This is a genomic window from SAR324 cluster bacterium (genome assembly GCA_029245725.1).
In the GTDB taxonomy this organism is placed as follows: Bacteria; SAR324; SAR324; order SAR324; family NAC60-12; genus JCVI-SCAAA005.
This window is the reverse complement of sequence record JAQWOT010000201.1, coordinates 53,913-70,648: the sequence shown is the minus strand read 5'-3', so window position 1 is coordinate 70,648 and position 16,736 is coordinate 53,913. Positions and strand designations below refer to the sequence as shown.

At 46.8% G+C, this 16,736-nt stretch carries 14 protein-coding genes; 13 read left to right on the top strand and 1 reads right to left on the bottom strand.

Features of this window, described 5'->3' with window-relative positions; genetic code table 11:
* Positions 1-1,649, bottom strand: a 1,649-nt coding sequence (gene lptD, locus P8O70_10880; protein MDG2197378.1) for an LPS assembly protein LptD, incomplete at its 3' end; no start/stop codon positions are given.
* A gap of 7 nt (positions 1,650-1,656) precedes the next feature.
* Between lptD and P8O70_10875 the strand changes: the two genes are divergently transcribed.
* The 13 genes from P8O70_10875 to P8O70_10815 all read left to right on the top strand — a co-directional run bounded on the left by P8O70_10875 (position 1,657) and on the right by P8O70_10815 (position 16,726).
* Complete coding sequence (locus P8O70_10875; protein MDG2197377.1) at positions 1,657-2,421, top strand: thermonuclease family protein; 765 nt, start codon at positions 1,657-1,659, stop codon at positions 2,419-2,421.
* Positions 2,418-3,125, top strand: coding sequence for a YggS family pyridoxal phosphate-dependent enzyme (locus tag P8O70_10870; protein ID MDG2197376.1), 708 nt, complete (start codon positions 2,418-2,420; stop codon positions 3,123-3,125). Before P8O70_10875 ends, P8O70_10870 begins: the two co-directional genes overlap by 4 nt.
* Positions 3,122-3,736, top strand: coding sequence for a Holliday junction branch migration protein RuvA (gene ruvA, locus P8O70_10865; protein ID MDG2197375.1), 615 nt, complete (start codon positions 3,122-3,124; stop codon positions 3,734-3,736). The genes P8O70_10870 and ruvA overlap by 4 nt, the downstream gene beginning before the upstream one ends.
* A 13-nt stretch (positions 3,737-3,749) precedes the next feature.
* On the top strand, positions 3,750-4,247 hold the full coding sequence (locus P8O70_10860; protein MDG2197374.1) for a single-stranded DNA-binding protein: 498 nt from the start codon (positions 3,750-3,752) through the stop codon (positions 4,245-4,247).
* 9 nt (positions 4,248-4,256) lie between these two features.
* The gene (locus tag P8O70_10855; protein MDG2197373.1) at positions 4,257-5,330 is read left to right on the top strand and encodes a hypothetical protein; all 1,074 of its coding nucleotides are present in this window, start codon (positions 4,257-4,259) and stop codon (positions 5,328-5,330) included.
* Positions 5,331-5,396: 66 nt separating this feature from the next.
* A complete protein-coding gene (locus tag P8O70_10850) occupies positions 5,397-7,376 on the top strand; it encodes an HD domain-containing phosphohydrolase (protein ID MDG2197372.1) in 1,980 nt (659 codons plus the stop codon).
* Between the two features lie 34 nt (positions 7,377-7,410).
* Positions 7,411-8,736, top strand: a complete 1,326-nt coding sequence (locus P8O70_10845) for a peptidoglycan DD-metalloendopeptidase family protein (GenBank protein MDG2197371.1) — start codon at positions 7,411-7,413, stop codon at positions 8,734-8,736.
* A gap of 254 nt (positions 8,737-8,990) precedes the next feature.
* The gene (locus P8O70_10840) at positions 8,991-9,758 is read left to right on the top strand and encodes a cytochrome c3 family protein (protein ID MDG2197370.1); all 768 of its coding nucleotides are present in this window, start codon (positions 8,991-8,993) and stop codon (positions 9,756-9,758) included.
* 17 nt (positions 9,759-9,775) lie between these two features.
* A complete protein-coding gene (locus tag P8O70_10835; GenBank protein ID MDG2197369.1) occupies positions 9,776-12,763 on the top strand; it encodes a 4Fe-4S dicluster domain-containing protein in 2,988 nt (995 codons plus the stop codon).
* 32 nt (positions 12,764-12,795) lie between these two features.
* Positions 12,796-14,274, top strand: a complete 1,479-nt coding sequence (gene nrfD, locus P8O70_10830) for a polysulfide reductase NrfD (protein ID MDG2197368.1) — start codon at positions 12,796-12,798, stop codon at positions 14,272-14,274.
* Positions 14,264-14,788 (top strand): DUF3341 domain-containing protein, encoded by a 525-nt coding sequence (locus P8O70_10825; protein ID MDG2197367.1) that lies wholly within the window; start codon positions 14,264-14,266, stop codon positions 14,786-14,788. Before nrfD ends, P8O70_10825 begins: the two co-directional genes overlap by 11 nt.
* Complete coding sequence (locus tag P8O70_10820; protein MDG2197366.1) at positions 14,772-15,449, top strand: cytochrome c; 678 nt, start codon at positions 14,772-14,774, stop codon at positions 15,447-15,449. The genes P8O70_10825 and P8O70_10820 overlap by 17 nt, the downstream gene beginning before the upstream one ends.
* Positions 15,446-16,726 (top strand): molybdopterin oxidoreductase, encoded by a 1,281-nt coding sequence (locus P8O70_10815; GenBank protein ID MDG2197365.1) that lies wholly within the window; start codon positions 15,446-15,448, stop codon positions 16,724-16,726. Before P8O70_10820 ends, P8O70_10815 begins: the two co-directional genes overlap by 4 nt.
* The last annotated feature ends 10 nt before the right edge of the window (positions 16,727-16,736 follow it).

The window sequence follows — 16,736 nt, the reverse complement described above, 5'->3', positions numbered from 1 at the left end:
GACGGTTCATACTGGCGACGCTTGGCCAGCAAAATGTTATCTAATCGCAATTCAAGTAGGCGACGTGTAGCAATGCCTCCTCCGAATGGCACACCAGAAATAGAATCCTGGGGTACATCCTCAATGTAGTCATAACGAATTCTGGGAGTCATCAGATGCTTAAAGCGACTATAGAGATCACTCTCTGATGACCAGATCCTTGATAACGTAGTATTGAATTCCACATCAGCTGTCCAAATCTGGAAAGTATACTGATCAGAGGGGTCAGATGCACTGGGAGACCAAACGTCGTAAGTAGATATTGAATGACCAAGCCCCAAGACACCTTTGAAATACTGGAAAATATTTCGCCGGTAACGCAGTGTTGGATTAACCACCAATCCAGTCCCGTTATAGCCTTCTTCACGGAAGTAGCGGACGAGCGATCCCGCAGCAGACGTTGTCAGATCTACTGTTCGGAAGGGTTGTTCACTAAATTGGAAACTGAGTGCTGGAAGACGTTGAATCCGGGTAGGGTCGGTTGCCCAGTTCAGCAAGGCAATTTCTTGGAAGACTTTCTCCTGAGATGCAGACAGCGTAACACTCCCAGAATTATACTGATAGTTGACAGATCCGGTAAAACTCTGTGCATAATTTGGTTCAGGGTTACGAACTCCCTCATATTCTCGCTGAAACTGACTATCACTGTAAACCAGACCAGAGACAATCAGCCGGCTTCGCTCGTCCAACTGTTGGTTGTGGTTGAGAATCAACTTGTAGCGCTCTGGGCGCAAGGTATTCGGACTCACATCTTCTGGTGCAAGCTGGCCGGACTCTGTTTGTGGATCCCGAGGATCACGCTCGAAATAGCGCAAAAACTTGACCTCACCTCGCAAATTCTCGCTGAAAGCATACTGATAATCCAATCCCAGACCCAAGCCTCGGAACTGTACCCACTCAGTACGGATCGTGAGATCTTGCTCTCGTTCAATCGCCCAAAAGTATGGGAGGGACAGACGATAGCCTAGATTAAACTTTTCAATGCTCGAGGTTTGTAGGGCGTACTCCGGTGGTAGTAGACCCGTTTGCCTTCGTGTGACTGTAGGCCAAGCCAGATAGGGGAAGTAAAAGATCGGGACACCCCGAACTCGCAGACTCGTTGAAATAGCTGAAGAATAATTCTCTGGATAGTAGTGCACAGTACTACCACGAATTTCCCAGGCAGGCTGTTCAGGGTTACAAGTTGTGAACGTACAGTCATATCCGATGAAGTGTCCTTCTGGAACACGACGTAGCTCACGAGCTGTTATGTAAGCCTCAGTTTTTGCATCGAAGAAGAAGACTTCTCGAAAGACACCGGAGTTGTCATCTAAATTGATTTCCAATCCTTCAGCAATCAACGTAATCGAACCTTCTCGCAGTCGAACAAACCCTTGCGCAACGATCAGGTTTTCCTTGCGCAAGAACTCGACTTTCTGGCCTTCAAGTGCGATAGTGCCCCATTCGAAGCGGGCATCTTCATAGCGATAGATTTCTGTTTCAGGATCAAAGATGTAGGAGCGAGCCTCAACACGCAGATCAGCTGGCTGGGCCTGCAGGGAATGAGTAAATCCCCAACAAAGCAGCCAAACCAAACATAAGCGAAGTAACCGGCTACGACCGTTATGCATGGAGGGAATGGTTGTGGTTGACAGAACAGAACAAGAAGCCCAATCTACGAAGACTCCTGCAGAGATGCAACTTTTTTGCAGGCTGATTCTTGATCATCAGGAATCAAATCATCCACCCATTTTCACCAGAAACCCAATGAAGCACCTCATTTTGCTACTGTTTCTGACTTGTTGGCTTCCAGCACTGCCATTTGCCCAGTCTTCTCTACTTGATACGGAGCGCATCCGTAGCCGGCTATTCGAAGGAGCCAAGAATAAGACGAATAGTGTAACAACGAACGCCCCACAGCGTCAGATAGTTAGTGGTGTCGTATCTCGTGTAGCAGATTCTGAGAGTATTTGGCTAAGAATCGACGATCGTGGTGAGTTCCGAAAATGGACTTATCAACTCTCGAAAAGTAGCCTCAACCTAAGTCGACAGGAAATTCGAGTCTACCTACAGTATGTGTCTCCCAAGCTATCAATTAACCGAGGCAAAGAATACAACGAATGGTTCCAGAAAAAAGTAGCTTTCGAGTTGGGAAAGTCCTTCAGTGGTCGATCCGTCAGAGTCGAGTATGAGCTTCAAGAAGAGCTTTATCGGCTCAACGGTATTGTTTTGTCAGGCGACACAAACGTTAATCTCTGGATGGTGCAAAACGGCTGGTCCTTCTATTTGCTAACGGAAGGCGCCAATCCTGATGAACAGCAATTCTTGGCTGCCGAAGCAATGGCCCGGAACAAAAAAGTTGGACTATGGGATGAACAGTTGCAGGGCAGTACAAATCAATGAGTCTGAAAGATCGTCTAACCGAACTGAGTGCTGAACTAGCTGAATTGGCAACAGAGGCTGGTCGCTCTCCAGCAGAAATCAAGTTGATTGCCGTCTCGAAGACTCATCCTAGTGAACTAATCGCAGAAGCTTTCCAAGCTGGACAGGTGCGCTTCGGTGAAAATCGTGTTCAGGAAGCCTCAGAAAAAATTGAAAGACTACAGAACCCAGGTATCGAATGGCACTTGATCGGGCATTTGCAAAAAAACAAGGCTCGCTTCTGCCCTGGGCGCTTCGACTGGATTCATTCCGTTGATTCCCAAGAGTTATTGGAATTACTCGAAAAGCAGTGTGCTCTGCAAAGCCAACCCATACAAATTCTACTACAGGCCAATCTGTCGCAAGAAGACAGCAAAAGTGGAGTCAGTGACTACGACAATTTGTGCAGGTTATTAGAGAAAACGCAGAGTTGTCAGTGGCTGCGCTGTAGAGGTTTGATGACTATGGCTGCAGCCACAGATGACGCAAACGAAATCCGTAGAACTTTCGTACAACTTCGTACTTGGCTTGAAAAGCTGCGCAATGAATTTACTCTGACCACTTTCACGGAACTTTCGATGGGGATGTCCTCTGATTACCGAATCGCCATTGCAGAAGGGGCAACAATGGTTCGACTGGGTACTGCTCTGTTCAGGGAACGCACTAAGCCTTTAACCATGCAATGATCGCTTATCTAAGTGGGGATGTTTCGCTAGTAGAAGAACAGCGCTTAGTCTTACAAACTAGTGGTGGAGTGGGATACCTCGTGCAGGTACCTCAAGGGCTTGGTAATAGACACTCTATCGGTGAAGTACTCAGCTTACACATTCACACCAGTGTGCGCGAGGATGAAATCAGCCTATATGGATTCGAGACCACAGCCGAAAGACAATTGTTCGAACGTCTCCTCAAAGCTTCTGGAGTCGGCCCAAAACTGGCGCTGACCATTGTTTCTGTACTTGAACCACGAAATCTTGTTCAAGCCATCCTGCGTGAAGACGTCAACACCCTCAGTCAAGTCCCAGGCATCGGCAAAAAAACTGCAGCTCGGCTTTGCCTGGAGTTGAAAGATAGCTTCAGCAAATCTCCCATCCAAGGACTGGAATCTGCCTTGATCACTGGCAAGGCAACAACATCTGTCATACCATCGGGTGAAACAGCCTCTCTACAATCTGCCCTAAAAAACATGGGTTTTGCAGAAAAAGAGGTTCTGACCGTGCTAGCAAGCCTTCCTCCAGAAGCAGAAGGCTTTGAAATCAAGCTCAGACTAGCTTTGGGATTGCTGTCAAAACGCTAAATAAGGAGAACATATGCTCAATAAAGTTATGCTGATCGGCAGGCTGGGTCGTGACCCAGAGATCCGATATACTCAATCTGGCAACGCTGTAGCCTCATTTTCTATCGCGACTTCTGAATACTGGAGAGACAAACAGGGGCAACGACAGGAAAAAACCGAATGGCACGATATCGTGGCCTGGGATCGCCTGGCTGATCAAGCACAATCTTATCTGAAAAAAGGTTCGATGGTGTATATTGAGGGCAAATTGCAGACGCGCAGTTGGGATGATCAGCAAGGGCAAAAAAAATATCGAACAGAGATTGTTGCAAATCAAGTGCGCTTCTTAGATTCTCGAGAAGGGACAGAACGGAGTGGAGGAAGCGTTGACGATGGGCCAGCTGTTTACGGTAATGAATATCCCAGTGGAGGATCTTCGGACAACCGTCGCAATCCATCATCCAAAACCTCAAATAATGACTTCAATCAAGGAAACAACGCTCCTTATGTTGAAGACGACGTACCGTTCTGACAAATTCCGATGCTCACAGTAGCTGAAGCGGAACGGTATAGACAAGCCCTGCAGCAGCTACAGGCAACACAGCAAAGACTGGGTTATCACAGCGACTGGTTGATTAGAGAAGGTCACTTCCCAAGTCTCCGTCTGGGTTTAGTACTCTCGACCTACCGCTGGCAAGCGTCTGAAGAGGCTTTGCTTCAGTACCTGAGTCTGGGTGGGAATCTGCTGATGCTAGATGCAACTACTGTCACCACGATTTCCAATAACCTTGGAGAACTGCTCAACACACAAAACGTTCGTCGAGAGCATTGCTGGATCATTCTGTGGGGCACTAAGGATTCTGCTGAAAAACTAGCTCATGAGCTTGGTGTCGGCTGGTGGGATATTGTTGTTGAAAACGATTCAAAGCCTGACAGTAAGACAAGCAGAGTACTTCCACAAAATCTCACTTGGCAAGCACTGAAAAGTGGTAATATTTCAAGCTGGTCTTCAGATCTACTCCTTGAATGCTTGGAAGGCTGGCCTGATGCTCCGTTCGTTACAACTACCACCTACAAACTTTTTAAAGAGAATCAGCAGAACCTGCGTGACTACCTCCAAGCTCTGTTACTTTGTGAACTCAGAATTAATCTGCTGCTGCAACAAGTCGGTAGCACCTCGCACTTCAGCCTGACCGATCCTTTGCAGAAGGCAATGCAGATTATTCAGACTCTCGCCGAATGGAATGATTACTTGGTCCACAGTTGGTATCCTGTTTTTCAGTATCAAACTCGGAAATTACAGCAACAGAACCCTCAATCGCTCGAACAATCGAAAATATTATTCAACCATTTTGAACGTGAACTGATGGGCTTGATGGGACTTTTTGAAGAAACATTACGTCAACGGCATGCCTTGCTTTTGGCTAACTTTCTAGAAAAACAACAACAACAACTGACCGAGGATTTGCCACCAGACTCGCAGTTTATCCGCTGGCTAATGCGACAAGATCATGTTCAACGTCTCTGGCTTCCTGTGGGACATTTTGATCAATTAACGGCAAGACTTGGATTGATGCGCCAACCTCTGCATGTTCCGCTTGCAGCACCCGTCTGATTGTGAGAATCTTCTTTTCTTAATAGATAGTTTTAGAATCACTTCGATTTCATAGATCTGCAGATCATGGTTGACTTCCGACTGTTCTATCCACAGGGTATAGATAAATTACATCAGGAATTTCTTGCAGATCCACTGCAACGAGTGTCCTCCGTTGCCTATGCTTCACTGGAAGAACTACCTCATACAACTGAGGGAACAACCTGTTTGATTGTTATGCGTAGCCGTGATCTTTTCCAGTGGCAATCCCATCTGACTCTTTATCTTCAGGCTGGTGGAGGAATTGTTGTTTTGGAGGAGGGATCCACCTTGGCTGCGGAACCTCCAGAACATCCTTCGATTGAATGGTATCCCCTAGCTTATTTGACACCTACGCGTTGGAATTTTCTGCTAAGGCAGTTTTTCAACCGCCTATATGATAGAACTCGAACACATTCAAATGTAAGCAAATCGGATGAGATTCTCTCCGAGTTGAACGAGCTGGGGATCGCTCTATCCAGCGAAAAAGATCTGGATAAGTTACTGCGTATGATCGCTGCGAAAGCGATGAAACTCACTAACGCAGATGGATGCAGCATCTACCTGATCGAGCAGATTCCAGACACTCCTCACGAACAGAGCAACTACCTCGCTAACAAACAAATTTGCTTCCACAGCGCACTCAATCTTTCACGAGACACATCCCAACTGCAGGCGAAAGTTCTTCCTCTCGACTTCAGCACAGTCAATGCCTATGTGGCACGCACCAGCCAGTCGATTCGGATCGACGATGTGTACGAACTACATGATTCTAATCTGGTCTGGGGTGGTCGTGAATTCGATGAGCAGCAGAACTATAAGACTCGCTCAATGCTTGCCGTCCCAATGTGTAATGAGCGTGGTGAAGTCCTTGGTGTGATTCAGCTCATCAATTGCAAGATCGACGGAGATGCTGTTCTATATACTGAAGAAGATGTTGACCAAATAGTCGTTCCATTCAGTGATTACCACATGCGTTTAATGGAATCTCTAGCATCCCAGGCAACAGTTGCGGTCAGAAATGCCTCCTTACTGGAGTCTATCCAAATTCTATTCGATGGTTTCATCAATGCGAGTGTGAAGGCCATTGAATCTAGAGACCCAACGACTTCCGGACATTCAAGTCGAGTTGCCACGCTCACCGTAGCTCTAGCAGAAACGGTGAGTTCGCTGTCCGAGGGTCGTTTTGCTGATGTCAGCTATAACCCAGATCAATTCAACACGATTCGCTATGCCTCTCTCCTTCACGATTTCGGCAAAATTGGCGTACGTGAGAAAGTACTGGTCAAATCTAAGAAACTTTATCTAGAAGAGCAGCAAGCAGTCATGGATCGTTTCCATCTGATCCGGATGGCGACTGAACTTCAATATACTCGTAAGCAACTGAATTACTTGCTGGAAGAATCTCAAGAGAACTCATTTCAACAAGTAGAGTTGACTCAACAAGAGATGAATGAACGACTTTTGCAATTGGATGATCAGCTAAAGTTCATCATTCGATGCAACGAACCAACTGTTCTGGACCAGGGAGGATTTGATCAGTTGCAAGTCATAGCGGCACAAACCTTCCCACATCCTTCGACTGGCTTACCAGTTTCGTATCTTTCAATAGATGAAGCCGCCTCACTTTCTGTACCCAAAGGATCCTTAAACCAACGGGATCGTGATGAAATCGAGTCACACGTCACGCATACTTACAATTTTCTAAGAATCATTCCTTGGTCCGAACACCTAGAGGATGTTCCAGACATTGCCTACGCACATCACGAAAAAATGAACGGCAAAGGCTACCCACGCAAACTGTCTGGTGATAAAATTCCACTGCAATCAAAGATGATGACCATTGCTGACATCTATGATGCGCTGACTGCTTGGGATCGCCCTTACAAAAAAGCGATGCCTGCTGAACGGGCACTAAAAATTTTGGGCTTTGAAGCCAAAGACAATCATATTGATCCTGAATTACTTGAAATCTTCATCGGTGCAAGACTGTATGATCTGGTGAAAAGGCCAGAAGTCCAACACTGATTGCTCGAGCAACTATCTTTTTTTGAGTTTTCGAATGCCGAATTTATCGATCCTGTTGCTTCGGCACAATGGAACAGGCATCACACACTTCCCTTTGCGTCCTATACCACTGATCACCACAGTCCTGCTTGCATTAGGGTTATTCCTTTTTTTGGGTGGGATGGTTATTTGGCAAAGTGTTCAGTTGCATGAACAACAGCAATGGAATGCTCAACGCCAATCACAACAGATTCACATTCACGAAAGAATGGAGATTGCAGCCAGCCAAGCTGAGCGCGTTGAGGTCTTGGAAAACAGGGTTCAGGAACTACGTGATCAACTGGCTACTTTGGAAACGCACTCCCAGAAGAAAAGTGCCACTCAGCAAAATCTTTTGTACCACATCCAACAGATCCATTCCCTAGCTTGTCAGCAGGGATCTTATCAATGTAGAGCTGTGCTGCTGGACACCAAAGTCCTTGAAGCAGATCCTCTCAACTGGCTGAATATGATCAGCAAAGATTTTCACCACCTGACGCTGTCACAGAAAGCAGATCTAACTGTTCTAGTCAACTCAGAGTTGGTCCAAGAAGAGATTTGGGACTTAAAACAAAATTTGAATGCTGCTCAGCAGGAGCTAGCTGAATACGCCGTACTGATGCAAGCCCGTGAACAAGAGGTACGGCAACTTACAGAAAAAATTCAAGAGATCACAGGCATTCGTGTGTTGACAGAAGTTCCTGCGACTCCTGTTGAAAACGAGGGGGGCAAAGGTGGTCCCTTTCTCGAAGAATCTTTACTCCCCGTAGAAGAGCAGCAATTGGGTGCAGAGCCTCTGGATCCACGTGTGATTTTAGAACAAGAGTTAAGCTCCTATCATTCGACTCATCATTCCTTAGAGCGTCTCTACGAAGAAATCATTGGTAATGAAATTCTCTGGCGAAGTACTCCGACGATTGCCCCGGTTGAAGACCCTTCAGTAAGCTCACACTACGGCAGAAGACGTGACCCGTTTACTAATCTGCCAGCTTTCCATAGCGGCATAGATTTTTCAGGACCTGCTGGAACACCAATCTATGCTCCAGCTGATGGAATTGTCCGAAAAGCTGGACCAGCAGCCGGATATGGACTGTTGGTAGAGCTTGATCATGGGTCTGGTATCTCAATAAAAAATTTCAAACCCACTGATTACATGACTCGCTATGGTCACTTGTCCCGTCTAGCGGTACAGGCAAACCAATTCATTCAGCGTGGAGAACTACTCGGCTACACTGGTAATACAGGGCGCAGCACGAGTTCACACCTGCATTATGAAATTCACGTGAGCAAGCGACCGACTAATCCTTGGCGAAATCTATCGCACTTCTCGATTTCCCGCTAACTTTCGGATCCAAATTGACTTTTTTTATCCCTCTCCAGCAAACGATGACTCACCTAACAAAATCAGATTGTTTTCATATTCTGGCAGAACAGCGAATCCTTCCATACCCATCACTGAAAAATATCAAACTAAGGTCTTGCAGCTAAGCAAAAAAAATGTTTTTCAGTGTGGCAGCCCTTTAGAACTAAATTGAATCTTCCTCAAACGGTGTGGTTTTGATTTCACTTCCGTACTCAACCGATAACTGGAGTATCATGCGATTCTATCTGATCTCACTGCGACTAGGTGTTAGCACTCTCGTGCTAGGAACCTTGTTTTTATTATTTTCTCCACTGAACTCTTTTGCAATCTTCCCGATCTCTACTGAACCAAAAGAACAGCCCATCGCCTTCAGCCACAAACTACATGTTGGCCAGAATGGCATTGCTTGCCAATACTGCCATCTCTATGCTCGGCGATCACATTCTTCCGGAATTCCACCTGTAAGTACCTGCGTTGGTTGTCATGGTCCTCATGGACAAGAATTGGTACAAGCTGAGCACCCAGAAGTAGACAAAATGCGTGATCTCTGGTCAAAAGGAGAATCCATTCCCTGGGTAAAGCTGCATGACATTCCAGACTTCGTCCGCTTTCCTCACAAACAACACATCAATGCAGATGCAAGTCGCTTCATAGCCGGTGCCGGCAACGATTGTGACCTGAATGCAGATCCTCGCTCCTTATCCTGTAGGGTGATGCTGTTCCGAAACGGAGGGGACCAGCGCTGTCAGTCATGTCATGGAAGTGTACAGGAGATGGAAGTTGCCCATGTGGTAGATCAGAATTTTGGTGGGATGGGGTGGTGCATGCAGTGCCACTTACAAGTGGAAGGGGCTATTGAGCGTAAGCGCGCTATGAGCACAATGGCAGGATGGAACAATGCCAAAGAGAACGATGCCCGAAGAGAAGCCCAATCTTACTTGGTGAATGAACAAAACTACCATAACCCAAATCTGCTTGATTGTTACACCTGCCACTATTGATCCTTCGGAGTTTTTAAATGAAAAAAGGCCTCAGTCGACGTAATCTTTTCAAGTTCATGGCAATAGGTGGAACAACTGCTGTAGCAGCTGGTTGTGAACAAAAACCAGAAAAAATCATTCCAGCTTTGGTTCCCCCTGTCGACTTCGAATACATGCCAAATACTGGCTACCAGTATATGACCACTTGTCGGGAATGTGATGCTGCTTGTGGGATGATGATCACTACTCGCGAATACAGAGCTCAAAAAGCGGAAGGAAACCCGAACCATCCTCATAACCAAGGGGCGCTCTGTGCAAGAGGCCAAGCTTCCCTACAAACTCTGTACAATCCAGAACGACATGCTCGGCCTACTTCTGGGGGTAACAACGTCTCTTGGGAAGATGCTCAGAGTGAATTTGTAAATCTGGTACAACAATCTGCAGGTCAGATTGTCTACTTAGGTAGACCTGCTGTTGGTAGCGAAGGCAACTTTATCGACAATTGGCTAAATGAAGTCGGTGGTGGAAAGCGTTTGGCCTTCAGTCTCATCAGTCGCGCCGCAGAGCAACGTGCTTGCGAGATTGCCTTTGGAAGAAGTGATCTTCCTGACTACGCTTTTGAAAATGCTGAATTACTAGTTAACTTCGGTGCAGATTTCATCGAAACTTGGGGCAATACTGTGCAAAATGCTCGGCGCTTTGCCGATATGCACGCCTACAATGATGGAAAGAAAAACCGATGTGTCCACGTTGGCCCTCATCAGTCACTAAGTGGAGCAAGAGCTGACGAGTGGTTGCCAGCCAACCCCGGTACAGAAGCGATGATCGCTCTGGCTATGGCCCATGCTATTCATCAGCGTGATCCCCATCATGACTTTCTGAGTGATTACCTATCTCCCTATTCACCAGAACTTGTTGCTGGTGAGACAGGCATCTCAGCAGAAAAAATCCAAACTCTTGCCGAAGAGTTTCATCAAGCTTCCTCTCTTGCAGTAGCTGGTGGCACATGGAATAGCAGTGAGCAGGCAACAGCTACACAAGTTGCTGTCTTCATCCTGAACGCAGCGGCAGGTAATCTTGGCAAAACTCTGAGATTTCATGAATCTGAACAACCCAGCGAAAACACATCTCACAGTCAAATCTTACAATTACTGTCGGATCTCAATGCTGGGAAAGTCAAATTACTAATTGTTGATGATTCAAATCCCCTGCATACCTTGCCAGCAAGTCTTGGATTCGCACAAGCAATGAAAAAGACTAAGGTCGTTGCTCTTGCTGCAGGTAAAAATGAAACTAACCAGCAGGCAACCCTAGTACTCCCAGCCCTCACTGCTTACGAAAGCTGGGGAGATGCCATGCCAAGTCCTGGTATATTCAGCATTCAGCAACCGGTGATGGCTCCCGTCAACACGTTTGATGCACGAACTCGTGAAGATGTGATGATCGCTGCAGCAAAGCAGATCAATCCACAGGCTTTTGCCGAAATCACGAATTACCGTGATTATATTTATGAACGCTGGGCTCAAGTTCATCAAAGTCGTTACTTTGGTTCGTTTGAGAACTTTTGGATCAAGACTCTGGAAAATGGAGGAGTTTTTGAGGCACCACGCTGGAGCAGCGCAATCAGCCTACAAAATGAGGTAACTAGTGTTGCGTATCAGGCACCATCTCTTGGAGGAAGCGGTTTGGCACTCATTCCAGCACCTTCTGTATTCCACTTCGACGGTAGCGGAGCAAACAAACCTTGGCTGCAGGAAACACCGCATCCAATCAGCCAAATAGTTTGGGACTCCTGGGCTGAAATCCATCCTGATACTGCAAAAAAACTAGGCATTAAGGAGCGAAGTGTCGTTGAAGTCCGTACACCACAAGGCAGCCTGAACGCTACTGTATACCTTAGCTATGGCATTCACCGAGAGGCTGTCGCCATTCCGATTGGTCAAGGGCATACATCAAGTGGCATTGTAGCAGATGGTTTCGGTATCAACGTAATGAACCTGTTGCCTGCTAAGACTGATGCCCAAACTGGTAATCTAGCATTCATCAGCACGAAGGCAGAAGTAGTGCCAACCACTATTAAGTCTTACACCGTCAATCTGGACGGTAACCCACGTCAGTTGGGTCGTGACATTGCTGCAGCTACAACGGTAGCGGCTCTGACTAGTGACAAAGCAAACCACGGAGGCGGGCACCATCGTCCGAAGGAAATTGTTGAGTTCTATCCAGACCGTTCTGAGACAGCAACCTATTATAAACCTTATCGCTGGGGAATGACGGTAGACTTGGACCGCTGTAACGGCTGTAGTGCCTGTGTTGTCGCTTGCTACGCAGAAAACAACATCCCTGTAGTCGGTAAAGAGCGCGCTGCAGTTGGCCGGGAAATGTCCTGGATTCGAATGGAGCGTTACCTTGAAGGCTACCAGGATGAAACTGAAACTCGCTTCACACCAGTCATGTGCCAACAGTGTAGCAACGCTGGTTGTGAACCTGTCTGCCCGGTCTATGCAACCTACCACAACCCAGAGGGCCTCAACGCAATGATCTACAATCGTTGTGTCGGAACACGCTATTGCTCTAATAACTGCATTTATAAGGCTCGACGATACAACTGGTTTGACTATGAGTTCCCTGCTCCACTAGATCAGCAACTGAACTCGAGCATCACTACTCGAGCAGTGGGAGTAATGGAAAAATGCAATTTCTGCGTACATCGTTTGACAGAGGCCAAGTATGCAGCGCGCGATCTAGATAGAGATGTACAAGATGGTGAAGTCGTAACCGCCTGCCAGCAGACCTGCCCAACCAAAGCCATTACATTTGGCAACCTAGCTGACCCAAACAGCAAAGTATCGCAACTAGCCAAGAGAAAGCCGGATCTACTCGCTGATCCCGACAAAGAAAATCGTGATCGCCAGTATGAGATTTTCCCAGAAATGAACTACAAGCCTGCGGTGACCTATTTGCGCAAGGTCAACCACAAAGAGGTCGTAGGCTTGTATGGTAACGAACACGGCGTGGCTCACTGAACCACAGCTTACTCTCAAAACAGGAGATATTAATGGCTTCCACAACGATTGGGGGAACGGTAACGGACACCTCAAGTAATCGTCCTTTTCGCGAAGAAATTGACGAGCACAAGGGGCACCCCGGTATTCGGGCAACCACCTTCAATTACGCCCGGATCAACGATGATATGGTGGAGATGCTTGAAAAGCCGCATCCTTCCTACTTTCTACTTGTGTTGGGTTTCCTCTCTGCTCTGCTACTTGGTGCAGTCAGCCTAGCGATACAAGTTGATGTTGGGATTGGGAATAGCGGGATCAGCCACCCCATCGCCTGGGGCTTCTACATCACTGACTTCGTTTTTTGGATTGGCATCGGCCACGCAGGAACACTGATCTCGGCTGTCTTTTACTTGACCCGAGCACCATGGAGAACCGCGATTTATCGCAGTGCCGAGGCAATGACTGTCTTTGCCGTAATGACGGCAGGGCTATTCCCACTCCTGCATACTGGTCGCCCTTGGTTAGCATATTGGCTGATTCCCTATCCGAATGAGCGCTACCTCTGGGTGAACTTCAAATCTCCCCTAGCTTGGGATGTTTTCGCGGTTACGACCTACATGTCCGTTTCTATCATGTTCTTTTTGTTGGGATTGGTTCCTGACATGGCAATCATGCGAGATGAAGCCAAAAGGAGAGGCAAGATGCTCCAGGCTAAAATATATGCTATCTTTGCGATGAGTTGGCGTGGAACGAACCACCAGTGGGTGCACTTCATGCGGGGCTACTTGATTTTTGCAGCTTTGGCGACACCCTTGGTTTTCTCAGTCCACTCCATCGTGTCTTGGGACTTCGCAATGGCATCGATTCCTGGCTGGCACACCACTATTTTTGCACCTTATTTTGTTGCAGGAGCAATTTTCTCTGGACTGGCAATGGTAATGACCGTGCTCATTCCAGTAAGGGTGGTGTTCCGATTGGAGGACTACATCAGCTATCACGTAGTCAACAAAGTTTGTCAGGTGATCCTGTTTACCTCGATGATTGTAGGGTATGCCTATGCGACCGAGTTCTTCATCGCTTGGTACAGTGGTAGCCCCTATGAACGTGCCGTCTTCTACTTCAGGCCATTTGGACACATGGCCACTTGGTCACTCACCGGTGATCAACCCGTCTCTTTTCCACTGTTAGCCTTCTACTTGATGGTCTTCTGTAACGTCATCGCCCCCATTCCTCTGTGGCGTAAAAAAGTTCGCAATAACTTGGTCGCAGTTTGGATCATTTGTGGTCTGATCAACGTGGGTATGTGGTTTGAGCGATTCAATATCGTTGGTAGTTCACTGCAGCGTGATTTTCATCCTTACAACTGGGGAGAGTACTGGCCAACTTTGGTGGAAGTTGGTATCACAATTGGAAGCTTCGGCTTCTTCTTCACGCTGTTTAGTCTATTCGTAAAAGCTTTACCACCGATGGCAATCATGGAATTGAAAGAGGCGGCTGAGCCTCCAATGAGAAAGGGACATCATGAGCACTAAGTTCTCAGGAGTCTGGGGAACTTTTGAATACCTAGATGACACCACAGAAGCAATTGAAGAATTGAGAAAAAAAGGTGTTGAACCGACCGTACTTTCACCCTGTCCTCGACATGAAATCGATCATGCGCTAGGTGAACCGCAGAGTCCCGTTCCGTTTATCTCTCTCTTTTTCGGAGCGCTAGGCTGCCTGATTGGCTATAGCCTACCAGCTTGGACCGCTTCGGATTGGGTACTTCCTGTGGGAGGAAAGCCGATTGTGACGATTACACCATTCACTATCATCGGGTTTGAGATGACAATTCTTCATGCCGCCATTTTTACACTGCTCGGACTGACGATTTTGATCATTATCGACTCGCTAAAAAATCCAATTCCCAAAGCAGCACGAGAGTACTTACGCTTCCAGCGAGATCGCTTCGGAATCGTGGTGCGCTGTGAAGCTTCGCAATATACACTCTATGAGGATTTGTTAAAAAAATATCAAGCAGAGGAGGTTTATGTTGAGAAAGGCTAAGGTGCGCCTGATTACTACAACCTTTGCGATGCTAGCTCTAGGTGGAGTAGTCTTTGCTGTTGACAACTACCCCTATTTCGATCCGAAGGATACGGGTTATGGGATTACCAATGATGACAAACCTTGGTTTGATGGAAAGGACTACCCTTTCTATCGAGACATGTACGATGGGAAGAGCCTAAAACCCATGGAAGAGGGAAGCTACGAACAGTTTCCACAAGATTCGGTACCCGTCAAAATTTCCCTAAACAAGATTCAGCGCATTTACGATCCGTTCATCCCTGCAATTGCAGGAGATGGCGCAGGAAAAGCAGGACATCCGCGAGAATACTTTCCAAAAAATCCAGGACAACCTACAGCAATATCTATTGCTAGAGGACAAGTCCTCTACGACACCTACTGCGCTGCCTGTCATGGTACAGATGGATTGGCTAAGACCGTTGTGGTTGAAAAAGGAGTCCCTGCACCAGCAATTGATCAGATGGTAAAGAATCCTGAGTGGGGCCCACACCTCTACAACAAGATCAAGTACGGCAGTTTCTTTCAGGAGCCTCGTGGCTACATGCCTGCCTATGGAGCCCAGACTTCAGTGCAAGACCGCTGGGATATGGTCAATTACATGATGAGCGACGCGTTTGGAAAAGGAGCCATGGTGCAATGAAAGAGATTATCGAACACTCTCAGATTGAACTACCCAAGAGTTTGAAGACGGTACTCTGGGCCTTTGTATTACTTGGTGCAGGCATGTTCGTGATTGGCTTAGCAACCGGTAATGAGGAAGGAATTACACGGACATGGCAAACTTTATTGATCAACGTAATGTTTTGGGGAGGTATTGCCCAGGCTGGTGTGATTCTCTCCGTAATCTGGCAGATTACTGATGCCAAATGGGGACGTCCTTTCAAACGACTTGCAGAAGCCTGTGCTGCTTTCCTGCCTGTTGCCTTCGTGATGTTTATTCTAGTGTTCTTCGGGAGCACTGTTCTTTACGAGTGGACACACACCCCATTCATGCACCATGGAGTAGCTGTCAAAGCTGGTTGGTTGAATATTGAATTCTTTGTCATCCGCAATATTTTCTGGCTGCTCTTGCTTTATGGAATCTCATATTGGTTCGTTGTGACTTCTATCAAGCCAGATTTAGGACTTGCCCGAAGGATTATGGGCTCTCGCTGGGGTGGAGTGCTGGCTGATAAATTGTTGGATGGATACGGAGATCAGGAAGACGAAGTTACTCGACTGAACCAACTATCCTCACGTATTGCGCCCGCACTGGCATTGCTCTATGCAATCGGTGGTTCATTTTTGGTATGGGATTTTGTGATGACGCTTGATCAAGAATGGTTCAGTACACTTTTTGGTGTATTCTTCTTGATTGGGAATTTACAAGCAACAATGGGCATTCTGATTGCCATCGCTGTGACCGTTCGGAATCATTCAAAAGTCCTTGCAGAATACATCACAATCAATAGATTGCATGATCTGACAAAATTGGTCTTTGCGTTCTCGTTGCTTTGGACATACATGGCCTTTTCACAATACATTGTGATTTGGTATGCAGATCTTCCGGAGGAAACACCATACTTGGTAATCCGATCCCAAACAGAGCCTTGGTCAACTCTATTTTTGATTCTGTTCTTATGGCTCTTTGTGTCTGTTTTCCTGGGATTGATGCCTAAAACTTTGTGTCGCACTCCCAATTATATCAGATTCATGGGAATCTACGTTGCGATTGGACAATGGTTGGCTGTTTACATGATGGTCGTTCCTTCATTGCAACACTTCGGGCACTATCACATTCTACTCGGATTCCATGAGTTACTAATCACTCTGGGCTTCGGTGGAGCTTTCTTCCTCTGCTACGTTGCTTTCTTGGAGCAGGTGCCACTGCTGCCCATTTCAGACAAGCATCTATGTAAGTCTTGGCACGGCCACTGATTCATCGAAA